The following is an 18,862-nucleotide window of genomic DNA, read 5'->3' as shown; positions in this document are numbered from 1 at the left end:
AGGAAGTTATGCAATACAAAGCGCCCTTACGTGATATCCAATTCGTTATGCATGAACTACTCGATAGTGAAAGCCACTACAAAACTTTGCCTGCGTTCCAAGAAGCTGACCGCGAGCTAATGGACAGCCTATTTGAAATGGCTGCAAGCTTTGCTGAAAACGAACTGTCACCATTGAACCAAAGCGGTGATGCTGAAGGCTGTAAGTTTGACAATGGTGTCGTTACCACGCCAAAAGGCTTTAAAGAAGCTTATGACGCGTATTGTGAGCTTGGCTTCCCTGCTTTATCTGCTGAAGAAGATTTTGGCGGTCAAAACATGCCGTTCTCATTGTCTACTGTCATCAATGAAATGGTTGGTACGGCTAACTGGTCATTCTCTATGTACCCTGGCCTATCACATGGTGCTATTCAAACCATCGAGCATCATGGTACTGATGAGCAAAAGCAAACTTATTTAGAAAAAATGGTCACTGGCGAATGGTCAGGCACGATGTGTCTTACTGAAGCGCATGCGGGTTCTGACTTGGGTATTATCCGTACCAAAGCTGAGCCTAAAGAAGATGGTAGCTATAGCATCACGGGTCAAAAGATTTTCATCTCTGCCGGTGAGCATGACCTAACTAGCAACATCATCCACATTGTATTGGCTCGTCTACCAGGCGCGCCTGCTGGCACCAAAGGTATCTCATTGTTTATCGTCCCGAAAATGACGGTTAACGCAGATGGTAGCGTTGGCGAAAGCAACAATGTCGTTTGTGGCTCTATCGAACATAAAATGGGTATCAAAGCCTCTGCAACTTGTGTCATGAACTTCGATGGCGCAACGGGTTACTTGATTGGACCTGAAAACCGCGGCCTACAGTGCATGTTCACCTTTATGAACGTGGCACGTATCGGTACTGCTGTACAAGGTTTGACTGCAGCAGAGTATGCATTCCAAGGTTCATTGACTTACGCAAAAGACCGCTTAGCGATGCGTTCACTATCAGGTACGAAAGCACCAGAAAAAGCCGCTGATCCTATCATCGTACATCCAGCGGTTCGTAACATGCTATTAACTGAAAAAGCCTTTGCTGAAGGTGGTCGTGCGCTAGTTTATTATCTCTCACACTTTGCAGATACCGTCGCAAAAGGTGAAGGCGAAGAGTTGAAGTTTGCTGATCAAATGTTGTCACTACTGACACCAATTGCTAAAGCCTTCTTGACTGAAACAGGTCTAGAAGCCGCTAACCACGGTATTCAGGTTTATGGTGGTCATGGTTTCGTTAGCGAATGGGGTATGGAGCAGAACGTACGTGATACGCGCATTTCTTGCTTATACGAAGGTACCACAGAGATTCAAGCGCTTGACTTGTTAGGTCGTAAAGTCTTGGGTTCACAAGGTAAGCTACTTGCGAACTTTGTGAATGTTATCCAAGAATTCTGTGAAGAAAACAAAGAAAATGACGAGATGGGTCAGTTTATTCGCCCACTTACCAAGCATCTTAAAGAATGGGGCGATTTGACTGCACGCATCGGTATGCAAGCAACTGAAACGCCAGACGCTGTCGGCGGCGCTGCGGTAGACTATATGTATTTCAGCGGTTATGTGACCCTAGCTTACTTATGGGCGCGTATGGCTCTGGTTGCTCAGACTGCTATCGCAGACGGTACTGGCGAAAAAGCATTCTATGACGCTAAAGTTAAAACAGCTCAGTTCTACTTTGCTAAGCTATTGCCACGTACGACTACGCATGTACAGCGTATCAGCACTGGTGTAGAGCCATATATGAGCATGGACGTTGATCAGTTTGCCTTTTAATTAAAGCGCTAAACTTTGTAATCGTATACTCTTAAGCGGCAATATACTTCGGTGTGTTGCCGCTTTGTTTTGCGCGTGCTTATGACAACTATCAACATAGTTTTGACAGTAGCAACTATCTATAAGCACCGACCCGTCTACCTTCTCACATTATAGTTATCAGCAAGGTATCTATAAGCACTTCAATAGCAGCTGCTAACTTTTGGTGTACGCACAATTCACGAAGAAATACACTCGCTCACAAGCTTATTTGTTAAACTTTGATTATTAATCGCTAAGGTTATACCAAAAGAACAGTTGATAATCTTAACAACTTCAATTTTAATTATTTGAACCAAAGGAATGTTTATGGCTGTTTATAATGCCCCTCTTAATGACATGCGCTTTATCTTAAATGACGTATTCAAGGCGCCAGAGTTTTGGCAAAACAACGAAAACTTGGCTCATGTCGACATGGAAACTGTCGATATGATTTTAGAAGAAATGGGAAAACTGTCAAAAAACATTTTACTACCTATTAACCGTAGCGGTGATGAAGAAGGCGCAACTTTCGAAGGTGATGGCGTCGTCACAACTCCGACAGGATTCAAAGAAGCCTATAAGCAATATGCTGAATCAGGCTGGGTTGGCTTAAGCGGTAATGCTGAATACGGCGGTCAGGGATTCCCTAAAATGGTTACCATGCTCACCGAAGAAATGGTTTTCACTGCCAACCAATCATTTGCCCTATATCCAAACCTAACAGTCGGTGCGACGCTTTGTTTAAATGCGGCTGGCTCTGAAGAGCAAAAGCAAACTTATCTAGAAAAAATGTATAACGGCGAATGGGCTGGCACCATGTGCTTGACAGAGCCGCATGCTGGTACTGACTTGGGTATTATCAAAACCAAAGCCGTGCCTAATGATGATGGTAGCTATGATATCTCTGGTACCAAAATCTTTATCACTGGTGGTGAGCATGACCTTACTGACAATATCATTCATTTGGTATTGGCAAAAACACCTAATGCGCCAGAAGGCTCAAAAGGCATTTCACTATTTGTCGTACCAAAATTCTTGGTCAATGCAGATGGTAGCTTAGGCGAGCGCAACACATTAGCGGTAGGCTCTATCGAACACAAAATGGGTATCAAAGCCTCTGCGACTTGTGTCATGAACTTTGATAACGCCAAAGGCTGGATGGTTGGCGCGGAAAACACTGGTCTATCATCAATGTTTATCATGATGAACTACGAGCGTGTCACTATGGGCTTGCAAGGCCTTGGTGGTTCTGAGCTTGCCTATCAAAATGCAGCATTATATGCCAATGACCGCGGTCAAGGCCGTAGCGATACCCAGCTACAAAGCCCAGAAAAACCTGCTGATGCTATTATTCATCATGCTGACGTCCGTCGTATGCTATTGAACGCCAAAGTAAACACTGAAGCGTCGCGCTGTTTTGCGATGTACGTTGCCAAAAACCTTGATGAAGAGAAGTTTAGTACCGATCCTGAGTCAGCCAAAGCGGCTGCAGCTCGTGTTGCCCTACTGACACCAGTTGCTAAAGCATTCTTGACTGATAAGGCACTAGAAGCAACTGTTGATTGTCAGCAAGTCTTTGGTGGTCATGGCTATATTCGCGAATGGGGTATGGAGCAGATCGTTCGTGATACCCGTATTGCACAGATTTATGAAGGTACCAACGGTATTCAAGCGCTTGACTTACTAGGTCGTAAAGTTGCTCGTAACAACGGCAAGTACGTCACTCACTTCTTGGGTGAGATTCGTGACTTTGTTAGCAACATGCAAGCAGACCACGCTATCAAACAAGCTACGTTGAATGCAGCGGATACTATCGAAGAGCTAACCACCACTGTGCTTAACAACATCGGCGAACGCAAAAACGAAATCAATGGCTGTGCGGTTGACTACATGCATGCGTTTGGCTACCTCGCCTACTCGTACATGTTTGCGTTGATGGTAGAAGCCGCTAATGGCAAAGAAGGCGAGTTTTATACCAATAAAGCCAAGCTTGCTGACTATTTCGTTGGCCGTGTCCTACCGCGTATCGATGCTCATGCACAAATGGTCAAAGCTGGTAGTGACCCAATGATGAACTTTGATCTTGCTTATTTCGACGTTCCTGCAAGCTAAGTTAGCTTTAAAACTAACCTAAAATACCTTGATTAAAAGGACAGTCGTGTTACTGTCCTTTTTTTTGTCAAAATAACTGCTAACAAAATAATTCAATATCAATTGGCCGTTCCGATTAAAATAACGCAAGACAAGATGTCGCTCGACTACAATTGAACGATTGGCAAACATTACCCAACCACTTATACCGACTTAAATAATAAAAACGATTGAAACAACCATGATAAAGGGTGCGACGTGTCAGAATTAAAACGCATTTTACAACAGATTACCGCCTTGAGCGACGTGCCAGATCCTGCGGTACTCAAACGCTTGATTGATGAGCTACGAGTCAGTGATAAAGAACCTGCATTGGCCAACGAAAAAATTCAATCCCTTATTGATATCATACATCAGCATCCAGAATATGGAGATGGGCTGTCTAGTTTTGTGCTAAAACTGATTATCCAATATCGACAAATTGCGCTGTATACCGATACTGGTATTATGTCCGACCAAGGTTTCTTCAATAGTTTACGCCGTTTAATAGGCCATCGGTTTCTACCATTATTACCACAAGATGACTCTGTCGTTGAACTGGTGGGCTACTTATTTAATAAACGCTCTGATGAACGCTGGCTTGCCAATATCGAAAAGGAAAAATGGGACAAACTGGTTGAGCTGGTTCGCGTAGAAGAGAAACACTTAAACCTAGTCGCTACCGCAAAAAACAGTATTTTAAACGCCATTATCATCTTATCTTACCGCATCAGCGGTATCGGCTTGCATCCTGATTTGATGGAGTCCTATCCACAAATACTGAACTACTCAGCATCTTTTGTTGCACAAAACCAAGAAGCCGTACTCTTCGTCAATCAATATCGTCAAGCACATGAGCTTGATACCTTGACAGATATCACACCCGAGCAAGCAGTCGACCCCGCGCCATTATTGGTCATGCTTGAACAGTGCGAAGATATCGTCGCTACCGTACGTAAGCGGATTTATAAGACCGGTATTTCTATCCGTTTGACTAATATGATGCTGCGTTTAGATCAAAGCTTGCAGCGTATGCGGATTTTGACTGAGCTGGTCACAGACGATAATCAAAAGCGAGATCGCGCTGTTATCGAGCTGATACAGGCGCTCATCACTACGGCCAATCAGCGCTATAGTATTGGTTATTTAATTGATAACAATACCAAACTACTCTCTCGCAAAGTCACAGAAAATGCCAGTCGCGTCGGTGAGCATTATATTAGTACCGATAAAGCTGGCTATCAAAAAATGCTCAAAAAAGCCTCTATCGGTGGCTTTATCATTGCATTTATGGCAACCATAAAAATACTGGCGTACCACTTAGCGCTCGCACCCATGGGACGCGCGTTCATCAACAGTATGATCTATGGTTTGGGCTTCGTATTTATTCATGTTATTCGCGGCACAGTCGCGACCAAGCAGCCAGCCATGACCGCTGCTGCAATCGCTTCTACTATTTCTGAAGGCTCTGGTAAAAAATCACATCAGTTGACTAAGCTATCAGAATTGGTCGTCGATATCTTGCGTACCCAGTTTATCGCTATCATGGGTAATGTCATGTTGGCCGTACCCGTCGCCTTGATCATATCTTTTGCTTGGTTGCAATATACTGGCGCGCCAATGATTGACACTGAGAAAGCAGGACACCTGCTACATGATCTTGACCCCTTTCACTCATTAGCGCTGCCCCATGCTGCCATTGCTGGGGTTTACCTGTTCTTATCTGGTTTGATTGCCGGTTACTACGACAACTTGGCAGTTTATAACAACGTAGGCGCACGTATACAACGTCACAGATTGTTGAAATACATATTGCCTAGCTCATGGCTTCAGCGTTTAGGCGGCTTTATAGAAGCCAATTTGGGCGCTATCATGGGTAACTTCTTATTCGGGGTGTTCTTAGGTAGTACCGCGACTATCGGCTATATCTTCGGCTTACCAATTGATATTCGTCACATTGCCTTTGCTTCAGCAAACTTGGCACACGGACTATTCAACATATCTGCTGATGATATCAGCTGGAGCCTCATTCTAATTTCTATACTTGGTGTGGCACTTATTGGTCTGGTCAACTTAATCGTTAGCTTTTCACTGGCACTGTTTGTCGCCCTACGTTCTAAAGAAGTTCGCTTTTTTGAATGGAGTCGCCTCACAAAGCTGGTATTTGGCCATATTATTAGTCACCCGTCTGACTTTTTCTGGCCACGTGATAAGCCAATGAAATATGCGCGTATCGATAGTCAGGGTCACATGATATTTGATGACACTTCAGCACAAAAAAATGGCAAATCTATACCAAGTAATTATGTGGTAAGGCGTCTGTCTGATGTCAGGATACTGCCTGAATCTAAACATGCTGATGCTCAACATTCACAGACCAACACAGACATCAACTATGAAAAACAGCCAATAGATGAGCATACGCAGCCGTATAACTCTCCTGAAAAGGTAATGGATTTGGATGATGGTTTAGTCGATGACGAACTAAACAGCGTTCCTTATACTGATGATATTCAATACGATAAGGCTACCAAAACGATAAGTGCGGTTGATAGCGACGTTGTTAGTGATGAGCCACACCATACTGACTCTGATGACAAGCAGACTGGTGACGCAAAAACACCTCTACCAAAACCTAAAAAACCACCAAAGCTGCCTAGTTAAATAGGTAGTTGCGGTGGCTTTATGCTCGATCGACTGTTGATAATAAAGTCATTTTTCATAACGTCCGTTATAAGAATAAATAGATTTGCTAATTCAAGGAAAAAATATGAGCTTACTTGATAGTAATGATTTAAAAGAGGAACAGAGGTTAGATAAGAAACTGACCCGGCAAAAAATACTATTGGGTGCTTTTCTTGTGGATGCTTTAGAGAATGACTCAGTAGGTGGTTTAAAGGAATATACAGCTGACAATTTGTTGGATTTTTTGACTAGCAGGGGGATAAGGATTTGATGATAGACTTAGTAAAAGGACTTGAAGGTAGAGTTGATACTAAAACAGATTATGAATCATTTCAAAAAGGGGATAAAAATTAGTAACAACTTGGTTCCTTATCCAATCAAACTAACTTATACCGTCAAACAGCATTTCATGAATATAATTGGCTCGATATTTATATTTATGCTAGGTTGCTTTGTTGCTCCGATCGCTAAGCAAGAAGGAGATTGGATTATAGTTAGTATTGGATGGTTGCTCATAGGAGGTGGTAGCTTTGGTCTTTTACTTTTATCTTATATTTGGTTAGGTAAAAAGCCAATAGTAACGATTGAACAAGCTGGGGTCTCTTTTTTTCATGTGTTTAAGTCAAATCAGCAACACTTAATATTATGGCGGGATATCGAAAGGTTAGATTTACACCCTTTAACTCGCGGTCATACTAATCACTGGATATTGACTATCTATCTAAAAGCAGGTAGCTCTATAAGACAACCATTAAAACCTATGCTCTACAATGGATTAATTTTAGACGAGAAGGAAGTTTTTAATCTAATCGAACTAATATTCGATCGACATGCAGTATGAAATTTGAATTTTTTATAGAGTGAGGTGGTAAGGCAAAAAATCCGGTACGCCCAAAAATATATGTTTAGCTCAACCTAAGGATACGGTTCCCTAGTGAGGACTCGAACATCTGGCTATAGGCTAATGGTAGCAAGGTTTTGAATTATTGCGGTAGTAGAAGGATACTTCTCAGTGTACTTAAAGGGTTTTTTGAGAATAGAGTTAATTTTCTTTGTATTCAGGACTTCCCCATGAATTTGGTGCAAATGGATATGAAACAAATCCACTATCGACTCTCTCACGATATAATTCTAAGTTGGCTGGTTCAAATGGTTCATCAAACCATTCGTCCCAAAGTAACATTAAAAAATTATGGTGTCGATCTTCCCAGTTTTTTATTTGTTGTGCACTCCATTCGTCATAATTATCTACCGTATCTTTTATATTAAAATCAATTCCTGGTAACTCAGCACTTGAAACTAATAGATTCTTAGTTAATATATATCTAAGATCTTCTTTAAAAAGTTTTTTGTTCTGTTTCGAATCCCATAGCCCATCGTGATAGCCAATTCCAAAACTATCCTCAGATGTTTCTGGCAAATCTTTTGAACCGTGACCTATCCATCGTCTTATAGCGTAGCGAGCATCTGGTTCACAACTAAAATCCAAACTCTCAAATTCCTCTTCTTCACGATAATGTTCGATTGAATCTTGAGAAAAAACTAAGTTAAGTAATCCTCCAATATGATATGGACAAACTTCAATCATGTACACCTCTTAAGGTTTAGAATGTTTAGACATAAGATACATGTTATTTGGCAATTTGGCTGATGCCAGTATTTTTGGCAAAACACGTAAGATGCTTTAGTGAAAATAGACATTAAGTATTAAGGACCAGAAAAACCTTAATAATACTAATAAATCGTGATCGGTGCGCTATACAGGCATCTAACTTCTAGTGCTAGAAATAACTTCAATGACTAAGGAGTTGATAGCATAGCTTAATATTAGTCATGCTGATGAGATGCAAGGTAAGAATATACCTGATGATCTAATAGAAGAAATGCAAATGTTTCTTGATAAAAACAGAAGTCAATAGGAGTAATTATGGACGAACATAGAAAACTAAGAATGAGAATTTTTAGGCTTTTTAAACAAGGTCAATTAAAAGAAGCTGTTGAATTATTTGAAAGTAATAATATGGACTACTTTGAAACAGCTCCAACTGATAAATGGAACTGGTTACATCAGCTCTCAATGGGATTTAATCCAGATGAACCACCGAAAAGAACTATTGAATTCTTTATTGAAAAAGGAGTGCCTATTGATGCTCAAGACATTTATGGCATGACACCACTTCATTATGCTATGCGAGGGGAAAATGCAGAAGCGGCGATTGCCTTATTAGAAGCAGGAGCAAATCCAAACATTCCTAATAGAGATAACCTTATACCTCTGAGAATGACTTTGCTGATGCCTGATAGGTTAGATGTACTAGAACTGATGTTAAAAAATGGTGGGGATGTTAACTACTATAATGGAAAAGATTACTTACTTGAAGCAATTAAAGGCTTTCGAGGTGATCATCCTGATTTTCAAGAATTAATACAAATGCTTGAAAATTATTCAGGTGAGTAAAAAAATTGTAAGAGAAATGATTGAAAATAGGTATACCTCAAAGGAACCAACTATCTCACCCTGCAAATCTATTAACAGACCATCTAAAACAGACTGCTATAATGGAACCACTTATAACAGACTGTTTATTTAGCCTTGTATATTAAGACGCTTATAACCCTCTTTATGGGCTCAGACACTGTGCGCTTGAAGTTATTACCTTACTGTCCCCCAATCTATAAGCTAATAGATAATTACCCCACACACAGCCCCCGTCAAGTGCGCGCGCATGTGGCAAATCAATCTCGCCTTTTAGCGCAGCCCAATGTCCAAATAGTATCTTACGAGTGCGCGGTACTTGCCACTCAAACCAAGGCAAAAAATCGGTTGGCATATTCTCATCTAAACCTGCTGAAAAGCTAAACTCAAGTGACCCATCCTGCTTACACAAGCGCATACGCGTCAAGTAATTAGCAATTGCCCGCATTTTGGTAAATCCTTCGATACCTGCATGCCATTCATCCGCTTCTTTGCTATATAGATTCGGTAGCAATTGATCTAGCTGATTCAAATTACTTTGCAGCTGAGCTTCTAATTGCTGTGCATATCCTGCAGCGGCTTCAATACTCCAATGCGGTGGAATACCCGCATGCACCAACACCGTTTTCTCATCAGGATAGGCTAATATCGGCTGCCTGCGTAACCATTCGAGCAACTCATCACAGTCATCCGCAGCAAAGATAGGTGCCGTTTTATCTTTATTTTTAAGCTTGGCGGCCCCGCGCCAGACTGCTATCAAATTAAGATCATGATTGCCCAATACCGTTGCCGCAGCGCCCTGCTCACACAACGTTTTGACATGACGCAGTGTGTTCAATGAATCTTCACCGCGTGCTACCAAATCACCAGCAAACCATAATTTGTCTTGGGCAGGATCAAAGTCCAGTGTTTTTAGCAATTGTAGATACGCAGCATAGCAACCCTGCAAGTCACCGATAACATACTGATGGCGAAAGCTCATAATACCTCAATGGTTTAAACACGATAGTTAAAGACAGCTTGATAAGAAATAAAGACTTAAGCGCTAATCACAAAAATAAAGCATAAAAAACCGCCATTATAATTGACGGTTAGTAGCATGCTTTTATGTATCAAAAATACATTATACGTCTAGCTGTTGTGAATGATTGCTCAGGTTCACAAAGTCTTTTACGCTTAATGTCTCAGGTCGTGCCTGCGGATCGATACCACAAGCTGCAAAATCGTCTTCGCTCAATGTCGGCAGCAACGTTGATTTTTTGAAGATAGCACGTAGCGTCTTGCGGCGATGGTTAAAAGTCTCACGTACGACAATCGCAAAGTGCTCTTCATCATTTGCGACTACTGGTTTGTTGATGTGCGGCGTCAGGCGGAATACAGCACTAGTTACCTTTGGTGGTGGATTAAACGCACCGCAAGGAACGGTCAGCAAGTAATCTGTATCACAGTGGTATTGCATGATGACCGATAAGCGGCCATAAGTCTTGCTACCCACATCGGCTGTGATACGCTCGACCACTTCTTTTTGCAACATGAAATGCATGTCTTGAATCACATCGGCATAGCTAAGCAGATGAAATAAGATAGGCGTTGAGATGTTATACGGCAGGTTACCCACCACGCGCAGCTTACCGCGCTCTTCACTATATAGCTCACGGTAGTCCACATGCATCGCGTTGTCTTTGATAATCTCAAAGTTTGGATGGCTATTGGCACCGATACGAATACGCAAGCTATCTGCCAAATCTCGATCCAGCTCCACGACTGTCATTGCATCTACTTCTGCCAATAACGGCTCGGTCAATGCGCCCATACCAGGCCCAATCTCGATCAAATTGTCATCGCGCTCTAGACGAATACTTTCGACGATTTCGCGAATGACGCTAGTATCATGCAAAAAGTTTTGGCCAAAGCGCTTACGCGGCTGATGTTTGGCAGCACGTAAGCTGTTAGAAATAGTTTGAGCATCAAATGAAGTTTTGGACATAAAAGAGTCTTAATGTATAAAAGATAAATGGGCGATAATAATGCAATGGCAGCAATACGCTGACTTTATAATGACAAATTATACCACAGCTCATAATTAGGCTGTGTTTTTGAATAATTATTATCAACAGACGAGCCATGCTTTCGAGCAATTGACTCGGTAACTTTTTACCTCTACATCCATATAATATAAACTCTGATGATGCTAAATGGCAGCGTCAAACCAAGCGCTAGCAGACAGAAACAAGACCAAAGATAAAGTCATCATAACGATTGCGGCGTAAAACCAAATCGATAATTAATTGATTTTTAAAGATTGTTAGGTTTAATAAAGCCCACCTGCATAACGCCATTGGTTATGTCTCACCTTTTGAGTTTGAAAAGCGGTATTATGATAATTTAACCCTGTCAGGCATTGCTGTCTGACTCCAGTAAGCCAGTCTCTGATATAGTCGGGGCTTTTCAGCCCTACGCGATCGTCAACCTGCCAGATAAATACCCTTAGGGAATTCACATATGATCCTGAAACTTAACGTCACCCTCCATTATCGACTTTCAGAGCCAATGGATCTTTTACTTCAGATTGAAGCTGCCGATCTTGCGGATCAGCGGGTACGTTCGACCGAGATTTGGACATCAGACGTTGCGCATTTTTCACGGGTCGCCGCCGATGATGGCATAGGAGAGCGGATTTGGATTCACGCTGAAGGGGACTTTAGCTGTACTTACCTCGCAGAAATCACCGTTGACCGTCCTGCCTTGGACATATCGGTACTGTCCCAAACGCCCCTGCACCTTTTGCCCGGAGAGACAATCAGGCATTTAATGCCGTCTCACTATTGCCCATCAGAACAGTTCCATGCCTTTGTGGACGCCGAGTTTGGCAATCTCACTGGCGGCGCACGGATTGCCGCGATGCGCGACTGGATCGAGTCGGCATTTAGCTATGTACCCGGATCGAGCCATGCACAAACCACCGCGCTCGACAGCTTCGCTCAACGTCAGGGCGTATGCCGCGACTTTGCGCATGTTCTCGTAACACTAGCCCGCGCGTCGTCGATACCAGCTAGGTTTGTGAGCGTTTATGCGCCCGATGTGACACCACAAGACTTTCATGCCGTGGCCGAGGTCTATCTTGAAGGGAGCTGGCACCTCATTGATCCGACTGGCATGGCAGGTGCCGACACAATGGCCCGCATCGGTGTTGGGTCCGATGCATCCAGCGTCGCGTTCTTAACCTCGTTCGGATCCATGGAGCTGATCAACCAATCGGTATCCGTCACCAGACAAGCTTAGGGTCCTGATCCTAGGCTTTCGAGCCTGTGTTTAAGACAGATGCTGTTCCTCATGCACGATAAAAATTTTACTAAATCGTCTTAGGCGGCTGCCTTTTTAGATAGGCATTACTGATAATAAAATTATTAAGTACTATGTGAAAAATATCTATAAGCACTGACTTATACAGCAGGTACATCGATAAGTGATTTATCAGCCATCTCATTAGCCATACTTAGTGCTTGATATAAGCTAGTCGCACTCGCACCGCCGTTTCCTGCCAAGTCTAGCGCCGTACCATGATCGACAGAAGTACGAATATAAGGCAAGCCTAAGGTTAGATTGACGGTATCACCAAAACCGTGCGATTTTAATACTGGTAAACCTTGGTCGTGATACATGGCAATGACCGCATCACAGGTTGCTAAATGTCTGGTGGTAAATAACGTATCGGCAGGCATCGCCTCTGATATATTGACACCTGCATCGATGAATTCTTGCAACACGGGATTGATAATCTCAATCTCCTCACTTCCCAAGTGCCCGCCCTCGCCTGCATGTGGATTGAGGCCGCAGACCAAGATACGAGGCTGCGTGAGACCAAACTTCTCTCGCATATCATCGATGACGATTCGTACCGTTTGGCGTACGTTATCCGCAGTAATCGCAGCAGGGATGTCCTTCAATGGCAAATGCGTAGTGACAAGCGCGACTTTCATCGCTTGATTGGCCAGCATCATGACGACTTTTTCACAGCCACTTTGCTGCATAAAAAATTCAGTATGACCACTAAACATGGTGCCGTCTAACAGCTTGATACCAGCATCTATCAACGCTGATTTTTGCAATGGCCCAGTGACGATGGCAGCGACTGTATTATTTATTGCCAGTTTATGAGCAATATCTAACTGCTGAGCCACCATCGCTGAGTTAGCGATATTGATTTGCCCGCAGACAACTGGTGCGGCACAAGGGATATTCAGTAGGATAAAAGCACTATCAGCGTCTATATCTTGCTGCGATATCTGCTCTACCAAGTTAACATCGAAATTATCGGTATTTATGTCTGTATTGATAGTATGCCAACTAGGTGTACTCTCAAAAACACCAGCTTTAACCAACTCATCGGCACGCACTTGCATTGCGCTCGCATCAGCAGTCACCCAAATTGGCCGAGCAAAATCTTGCAACTTCCCCTCTGCTGCTAGTCCTAGTACTACGTCCATGCCAATACCCGCAGGCTCACCTGTCGTGATTAATAGTGGGCGCTTTTCTTCTGTCATAACAATAGCCTTATGTTATTCAAATTATTGATTTTATTGTATTTATAATTAATATTTTAAGTTTTTACACTTAGATGCTTTATGGTGTTTTTTATTTCATTAAAAACAATCACTTCAGATTTAGTTCTTTATCAAGTCTAAAAAACCACATTATGTGTTAAACTTTCGCATCTGATTGTAGCATTTACAGACAAACCTGAGACCGCGTTTTGGTACTTCTATCGTAGAGGCGCGCTACGTTTGTATTGCTCTATCATCGACATCCTTTTCCATACCCATTTTAACTCATTAGGCACTCATGGCAGAAAACGACAAAACCGACGACTTACTCAATCAGACACCGCCGCACAATATTGATATTGAAAAGGCATTGCTCGCGTCTTTGATGAGTATCGAAGAGGCGTACGACAAGATTGCCGATATTGTCACCAAAGATGACTTTTATGCCGGGCGACATCAATATATTTTTGATGCCATTGCCCATTTGGCGGCAGTGAATGAGCCTTATGATACCGTCATGGTACACGACTGGTTAGAGGCACAAAAGCTCCTCAAAGGCGCAGGTGGAGACAGCTACTTAGCCGATATTTTGAGCCAAAGTCCGGCGACTTTGTTTAACCTGACTGCCTATGCCCAGCGTGTGCGTGAGCTATCAACCCTACGTCAACTAATTACCACTGGTAATGACATGCTGACACTGGCCTATAATCCAAAAGACCAAAGCGTTAGTGACATTCTAGACAATGTCGAGGGCAAGATATTTAGTATCAATGAGCAGCATAATAAACGCGCGGAACAGCGTGGCCCTGTCGGTATTACCTCTGTCTTAACCAATGTTATCGATAAGATTCAAGAGTTAAAATCCAACCCTGACGGCATGATTGGTTTACAAACGCCATTTGTCGAGCTGAATAATAAAACGCAAGGTCTGCAAGCGGGTGACTTGATTATTGTCGCTGCGCGTCCTTCTATGGGTAAAACCACTTTTGCGATGAACTTGGCAGAAGGGATTTTGTTTAATGAAGATTTGCCAGTAGTCGTGTTTTCGATGGAGATGCCTGCCGAATCTATCGTCATGCGTCTGCTGTCCTCATGGGGTGCGATTAATCAGACGCATCTGCGTTCTGGGCAAATGAATGAAGATGAATGGGCAAAGATGATGAACGCCATTCAACATTTGCAATCAAAGCATTTGTATATTGATGATAGTACCGCCCTACCGCCGTCTGAGATGCGTTCTCGCTGCCGCCGTATTGCCAAAAACCATGACGGTCGCTTGGGTGCTATCGTAGTCGATTATCTTCAGCTGATGAAAGTACCCAGCTTAGATGGTAACCGTGTTGGCGAGATTTCTGAGATTTCTCGTAGTCTGAAGGCACTAGCACGTGAGCTTGAATGTCCAGTGATTGCGTTATCACAGCTTAACCGTAGTCTAGAGAACCGTCCAAATAAACGCCCTATCATGTCGGATCTACGTGAATCTGGTGCGATTGAGCAGGATGCCGATTTGATTATGTTCATCTATCGTGATGAGGTTTATAATGAAAACTCAGACCACAAAGGCGTGGCTGAAATCATCATTGGTAAACAACGTAACGGCCCTATCGGTACTATTCGTCTAGGCTTTGAAGGTCAATTTACCCGCTTTATTAATCTAACGCCAGAGTACTACCAAGGTGTGAGTTTTGAGAATGATGAGTAACCAACCTTATAAAATTTAAGCTTAATCAAGACTAAGCCTTATATAAACTCAGGTTTAATCATAGGTTAATAAATAATTTTACGTAACCAGTTTTTAGCACAATAGCCAGTACCGCATCAACCCAATCGATGCAGTACTGGCTTTATAACTTCATAATTCTACTCATACAGAAGGCGATTATGCGCACAATTACTATAAAACCAAAAGCCCTTACTCATAACCTAAATCAAGTCAAACAACGAGCACCTCAGTCTAAGGTATTGGCTATGGTCAAATCCAATGCTTACGGGCATGGCGTGGCGGCGGTCTTGCCAGCCCTGCAGCAAGCAGATGGTATCGGTGTCGCTACGTTGACTGAAGCGCTAGAAGCCAGACAGTTAGGTTGGGAGAAAACCATCGGTCTAGTAGAAGGTGCATTTACCGCTGATGAGTGGCAGCAAGCGATTGATCATGAGATTAGCTGCGTGATTCACCACGGACCACAGCTAGAATGGGCCCTGCAAAATGTCCCGCCAGCTGGCAGTGCAACTAGAGTGACTTGGCTCAAATACAATACAGGTATGAACCGTTTGGGTTTTAACGCTGAAGGTGTGCTATCAGCAGCAAAACGCCTACATGAAGCAGGTTATCAGCTGATCCTAGCCACGCATTTTGCCAATGCTGACGACCACGATCACCCATTAAATGCGATGCAGATTGAGCGTTTCTCAAGCGTACTGGCTACTTTGAAAGACACCATTAGTCCAGATATCCAAGGTTCGTTATGCAACTCTGCTGGTATCGTCAACTTCCCAGAGTACCATTATGACTGGGTACGTCCAGGCATTATCTTATATGGTAGCTCGCCTGTGGTTGATAAAAGCGCACAAGAATTAGACTTGCAGCCTGCGATGGAATTTAGTGCTCAAATCATTGCTCTACAAACCGTTAGCGCGAATGATGCGATCGGCTATGGTAGCCGCTGGCGTGCGCAGCAAGACACCAGAACGGCGTTGGTCAGCGTTGGATATGGCGATGGCTACCCACGTGTGGTCACGGATGAGGCTTATGTCACTGTCATGGATGCTAATGACAATCAAGGCTACCGCTGCCCAGTGATTGGGCGTGTGGCTATGGATATGATTGTTATTGATATCAGTAGCGCACCTGAGAGTCTTGCTATAGATAGCAAGGTCATGCTCTGGGGCGATGCGCCGCGTGTCGATGAAGTCGCAGGTCATGCTGGGACGATTAGCTATGAGCTATTATGTCGCCTTAGCATACGTCCAAACCGTACACAGGCATAATCATTAACGGCACAGTCATTAGCATACAAGATATCATGGCTTGCTAATGTGATTTCGGTCTATTTAACAAGCCATTTGATCTTGATAAAAATGAACGTTTACATTGAAAGTAAATACGCTATACTAAAAGTTTGTTGTCAACCCAGTATACGCACTGACGCGATGCTATTGAAGACTGATGACGTTTCACTGACTGCGATCGACTGCTAGGATTACTATGAGTTTGCGCCATTTTTTGACCTTATCTGATTTAACCAAACAAGAACTAGAAAACTTAATCAAACGCGCAAGCGAATTGCGTAAGATGCAACACGCAGGCGAGATATATCAGCCTTTTGTTGGTCGTACGCTTGGCATGATATTTGAAAAATCTTCAACGCGTACCCGTATCTCATTTGAGACAGGCATGGGTCAATTTGGTGGTAACGCCATCTTTTTATCACCAAACGATACGCAGCTCGGTCGCGGCGAGCCACTAGAAGATTCAGCACGCGTGATTTCTAGCATGGTTGATATCATTATGATTCGTACCTTCGGGCACGAAAAAGTTGAAACCTTTGCTGAATACTCAAGCGTACCGATTATCAATGCGTTGACCGATGACTATCATCCTTGCCAGTTGCTCGCTGATATGCAAACCTATTACGAGCATCGTGGTAGTATCGAAAATAAAATCGTCACGTGGGTCGGTGATGGCAACAATATGTGCTCATCATTTATGCAAGCTGCCAATCAGTTTGGTTTTGAATTACGTGTCGCAGCACCTTATGGGTTTGAGCCTGATCCGAAACTTATGGAACGCTTTTCACACTGCGTCAGTCTGGTAGAAAACGTACAAGACGCGGCAAAAGATTCTAACTTAATTGTCACCGATGTGTGGGCAAGTATGGGTCAAGAATCCGAGCAAAATACGCGTGCACGTCGTTTTGCTCCTTATCAAGTGACGCCGTCTCTATTAGACAAGGCCGACCCTGAAGTGGTATTTATGCACTGCTTGCCAGCCCATCGCGGCGAAGAAATCTCTCATGATATGCTTAATGACCCACGCTCTGTCGTATGGGACGAAGCTGAAAACCGCTTACATGCACAAAAAGCATTGATGGAGTTTTTACTTAAAGACAAAATCAAGTTACCTGCATAACTTAGGCTATTCTATAAAAAGACAGTGAGATCAATAGTAAAATAACTTGCTAACAAACTCCTAAATAAGTTCCTAAATAAAAAAGCCGTCCAGATCTGGACGGCTTTTTTGTTTATACAAATGATTTAGAGATAGATTAACGCGTGAGCGTTGTCACCCCATTAGCACCTGCTTTTAGCAGAACATCTGCTTGGTTTGCTGCAAAGATACCATTACAAACCACACCTACGATATTATTTAGCTCTTTTTCGAGCGCGATTGGATTACTCACATCCAAGTCATAGGTGTCTAAGATAACGTTACCATAATCAGTGACAAAGTCTTCACGATATACTGGCTCACCGCCCAATTTGGCCAATTGGCGAGCCACATACGAGCGTGCTTGTGGTAATACTTCAATCGGTACTGGAAACGCGCGACCTAATATATCAACACTTTTACTATCATCGACCATACAGACGAACTTGTTTGAAGCGGCTGCCACAATCTTTTCGCGAGTCAATGCACCGCCGCCGCCTTTGATAAGTTGCAAGTGCTCGTTAACTTCATCCGCACCATCGATATAAACATCCAATGTACCAGCAAAGTTTAAATCGACTATTTCGATACCAAGCGCACGAAGTTTGTCTTCTGTCACCTGTGAGCTAGCGACAGCGCCAGCAAGCTTCAATTGTGGCAACAACTCAATCAAACAGTTGACCGTACTACCTGTCCCTACCCCAAGTATCATATCGTCTTCGATATAGCTTAGAGCAGCTTTGGCCGCGGCTTGCTTTTGTGCTTGCTGATCACTCATCATAAATCCTTGGAAAATAAACGTATGGTCTTAAAAAAAGTAAAAGGCTAAAAGAGGTAAAATGCGCGGCTATTATAACCGATGATATTAACGGATGTTAGCGCATCATGACGCTAATTTGTGAGTCTTATAGTACGTAGCTAAGGCTTAACTTAGGCAAATACCTGCACTTCATGTAAATTCAAGCACGAAATCCCAAGAAAACTGCAATTGAGTCTTGCAAGATACTAAAAATCGGCATAGGCTAATCTATTTCGTTTTTATATTCATCTACACTTT

15 protein-coding genes are annotated in these 18,862 nt (G+C 42.9%); 10 read left to right on the top strand and 5 right to left on the bottom strand.

Features of this window, described 5'->3' with window-relative positions; translation table 11 throughout:
* Positions 1-8: 8 nt before the first annotated feature.
* The 5 genes from Q0788_RS02410 to Q0788_RS02390 all read left to right on the top strand — a co-directional run bounded on the left by Q0788_RS02410 (position 9) and on the right by Q0788_RS02390 (position 7,479).
* Positions 9-1,802 (top strand): acyl-CoA dehydrogenase C-terminal domain-containing protein, encoded by a 1,794-nt coding sequence (locus Q0788_RS02410; protein WP_298807601.1) that lies wholly within the window; start codon positions 9-11, stop codon positions 1,800-1,802.
* 348 nt (positions 1,803-2,150) lie between these two features.
* A complete protein-coding gene (locus Q0788_RS02405) occupies positions 2,151-3,935 on the top strand; it encodes an acyl-CoA dehydrogenase C-terminal domain-containing protein (RefSeq protein ID WP_101204979.1) in 1,785 nt (594 codons plus the stop codon).
* A 237-nt stretch (positions 3,936-4,172) separates the two neighbouring features.
* Positions 4,173-6,617, top strand: a complete 2,445-nt coding sequence (locus tag Q0788_RS02400) for a site-specific recombinase (protein ID WP_298807600.1) — start codon at positions 4,173-4,175, stop codon at positions 6,615-6,617.
* A gap of 106 nt (positions 6,618-6,723) precedes the next feature.
* On the top strand, positions 6,724-6,909 hold the full coding sequence (locus tag Q0788_RS02395; RefSeq protein WP_298807599.1) for a hypothetical protein: 186 nt from the start codon (positions 6,724-6,726) through the stop codon (positions 6,907-6,909).
* Between the two features lie 51 nt (positions 6,910-6,960).
* Positions 6,961-7,479, top strand: a complete 519-nt coding sequence (locus tag Q0788_RS02390) for a hypothetical protein (RefSeq protein ID WP_114700081.1) — start codon at positions 6,961-6,963, stop codon at positions 7,477-7,479.
* A 201-nt stretch (positions 7,480-7,680) separates the two neighbouring features.
* Here Q0788_RS02390 and Q0788_RS02385 read toward each other — a convergent pair whose 3' ends face one another.
* Positions 7,681-8,226 carry a hypothetical protein gene (locus Q0788_RS02385; RefSeq protein ID WP_298807596.1) on the bottom strand — a complete coding sequence of 182 codons (546 nt, stop codon included), beginning with the start codon at positions 8,224-8,226 and terminating at the stop codon, positions 7,681-7,683.
* A gap of 339 nt (positions 8,227-8,565) precedes the next feature.
* On the opposite strand from Q0788_RS02385, the gene Q0788_RS02380 reads away from it, so the two are divergent.
* Complete coding sequence (locus tag Q0788_RS02380) at positions 8,566-9,096, top strand: ankyrin repeat domain-containing protein (RefSeq protein WP_194363066.1); 531 nt, start codon at positions 8,566-8,568, stop codon at positions 9,094-9,096.
* Between the two features lie 163 nt (positions 9,097-9,259).
* Here the strand turns inward: Q0788_RS02380 and Q0788_RS02375 are convergent, their stop codons facing one another.
* On the bottom strand, positions 9,260-10,096 hold the full coding sequence (locus Q0788_RS02375; protein ID WP_298807595.1) for a symmetrical bis(5'-nucleosyl)-tetraphosphatase: 837 nt from the start codon (positions 10,094-10,096) through the stop codon (positions 9,260-9,262).
* A 141-nt stretch (positions 10,097-10,237) separates the two neighbouring features.
* Positions 10,238-11,101 carry a 16S rRNA (adenine(1518)-N(6)/adenine(1519)-N(6))-dimethyltransferase RsmA gene (gene rsmA, locus Q0788_RS02370; protein ID WP_298807593.1) on the bottom strand — a complete coding sequence of 288 codons (864 nt, stop codon included), beginning with the start codon at positions 11,099-11,101 and terminating at the stop codon, positions 10,238-10,240.
* A 515-nt stretch (positions 11,102-11,616) separates the two neighbouring features.
* Between rsmA and Q0788_RS02365 the strand changes: the two genes are divergently transcribed.
* Positions 11,617-12,396 (top strand): transglutaminase family protein, encoded by a 780-nt coding sequence (locus Q0788_RS02365; RefSeq protein WP_298807592.1) that lies wholly within the window; start codon positions 11,617-11,619, stop codon positions 12,394-12,396.
* Between the two features lie 161 nt (positions 12,397-12,557).
* Here Q0788_RS02365 and pdxA read toward each other — a convergent pair whose 3' ends face one another.
* A complete protein-coding gene (gene pdxA, locus Q0788_RS02360; RefSeq protein ID WP_298807591.1) occupies positions 12,558-13,658 on the bottom strand; it encodes a 4-hydroxythreonine-4-phosphate dehydrogenase PdxA in 1,101 nt (366 codons plus the stop codon).
* Positions 13,659-13,956: 298 nt separating this feature from the next.
* Between pdxA and dnaB the strand changes: the two genes are divergently transcribed.
* From dnaB to argF, 3 genes are all read left to right on the top strand, one after another.
* The gene (gene dnaB, locus Q0788_RS02355) at positions 13,957-15,360 is read left to right on the top strand and encodes a replicative DNA helicase (RefSeq protein WP_298807588.1); all 1,404 of its coding nucleotides are present in this window, start codon (positions 13,957-13,959) and stop codon (positions 15,358-15,360) included.
* A gap of 179 nt (positions 15,361-15,539) precedes the next feature.
* Positions 15,540-16,646: an alanine racemase gene (gene alr / locus Q0788_RS02350; RefSeq protein WP_298807586.1), complete on the top strand. Its 1,107-nt coding sequence runs from the start codon at positions 15,540-15,542 to the stop codon at positions 16,644-16,646.
* Between the two features lie 217 nt (positions 16,647-16,863).
* Entirely contained in the window at positions 16,864-17,787 is a 924-nt protein-coding gene (gene argF / locus Q0788_RS02345) for an ornithine carbamoyltransferase (RefSeq protein WP_057760398.1), read from the top strand.
* Positions 17,788-17,923: 136 nt separating this feature from the next.
* Here the strand turns inward: argF and rpiA are convergent, their stop codons facing one another.
* Complete coding sequence (gene rpiA / locus Q0788_RS02340; protein WP_057760400.1) at positions 17,924-18,583, bottom strand: ribose-5-phosphate isomerase RpiA; 660 nt, start codon at positions 18,581-18,583, stop codon at positions 17,924-17,926.
* Positions 18,584-18,862 lie beyond the last annotated feature (279 nt).

It is taken from the genome of uncultured Psychrobacter sp. (assembly GCF_947500265.1).
Lineage (GTDB): Bacteria > Pseudomonadota > Gammaproteobacteria > Pseudomonadales > Moraxellaceae > Psychrobacter.
The sequence above is the reverse complement of the archived record's forward strand: the minus strand, read 5'-3'. Positions and strand labels throughout refer to the sequence as shown.

Bases quoted from the DNA above. Each gene is read 5' to 3' on its own strand.
- Q0788_RS02410 (WP_298807601.1), top strand. From the start codon at position 9: ATGCAATACAAAGCGCCCTTACGTGATATCCAATTCGTTATGCATGAA.
- Q0788_RS02405 (WP_101204979.1), top strand. From the start codon at position 2,151: ATGGCTGTTTATAATGCCCCTCTTAATGACATGCGCTTTATCTTAAAT.
- Q0788_RS02395 (WP_298807599.1), top strand. From the start codon at position 6,724: ATGAGCTTACTTGATAGTAATGATTTAAAAGAGGAACAGAGGTTAGAT.
- Q0788_RS02390 (WP_114700081.1), top strand. From the start codon at position 6,961: ATGAATCATTTCAAAAAGGGGATAAAAATTAGTAACAACTTGGTTCCT.
- Q0788_RS02385 (WP_298807596.1), bottom strand. From the start codon at position 8,226: ATGATTGAAGTTTGTCCATATCATATTGGAGGATTACTTAACTTAGTT.
- Q0788_RS02380 (WP_194363066.1), top strand. From the start codon at position 8,566: ATGGACGAACATAGAAAACTAAGAATGAGAATTTTTAGGCTTTTTAAA.
- Q0788_RS02375 (WP_298807595.1), bottom strand. From the start codon at position 10,096: ATGAGCTTTCGCCATCAGTATGTTATCGGTGACTTGCAGGGTTGCTAT.
- rsmA (WP_298807593.1), bottom strand. From the start codon at position 11,101: ATGTCCAAAACTTCATTTGATGCTCAAACTATTTCTAACAGCTTACGT.
- Q0788_RS02365 (WP_298807592.1), top strand. From the start codon at position 11,617: ATGATCCTGAAACTTAACGTCACCCTCCATTATCGACTTTCAGAGCCA.
- pdxA (WP_298807591.1), bottom strand. From the start codon at position 13,658: ATGACAGAAGAAAAGCGCCCACTATTAATCACGACAGGTGAGCCTGCG.
- dnaB (WP_298807588.1), top strand. From the start codon at position 13,957: ATGGCAGAAAACGACAAAACCGACGACTTACTCAATCAGACACCGCCG.
- alr (WP_298807586.1), top strand. From the start codon at position 15,540: ATGCGCACAATTACTATAAAACCAAAAGCCCTTACTCATAACCTAAAT.
- argF (WP_057760398.1), top strand. From the start codon at position 16,864: ATGAGTTTGCGCCATTTTTTGACCTTATCTGATTTAACCAAACAAGAA.
- rpiA (WP_057760400.1), bottom strand. From the start codon at position 18,583: ATGAGTGATCAGCAAGCACAAAAGCAAGCCGCGGCCAAAGCTGCTCTA.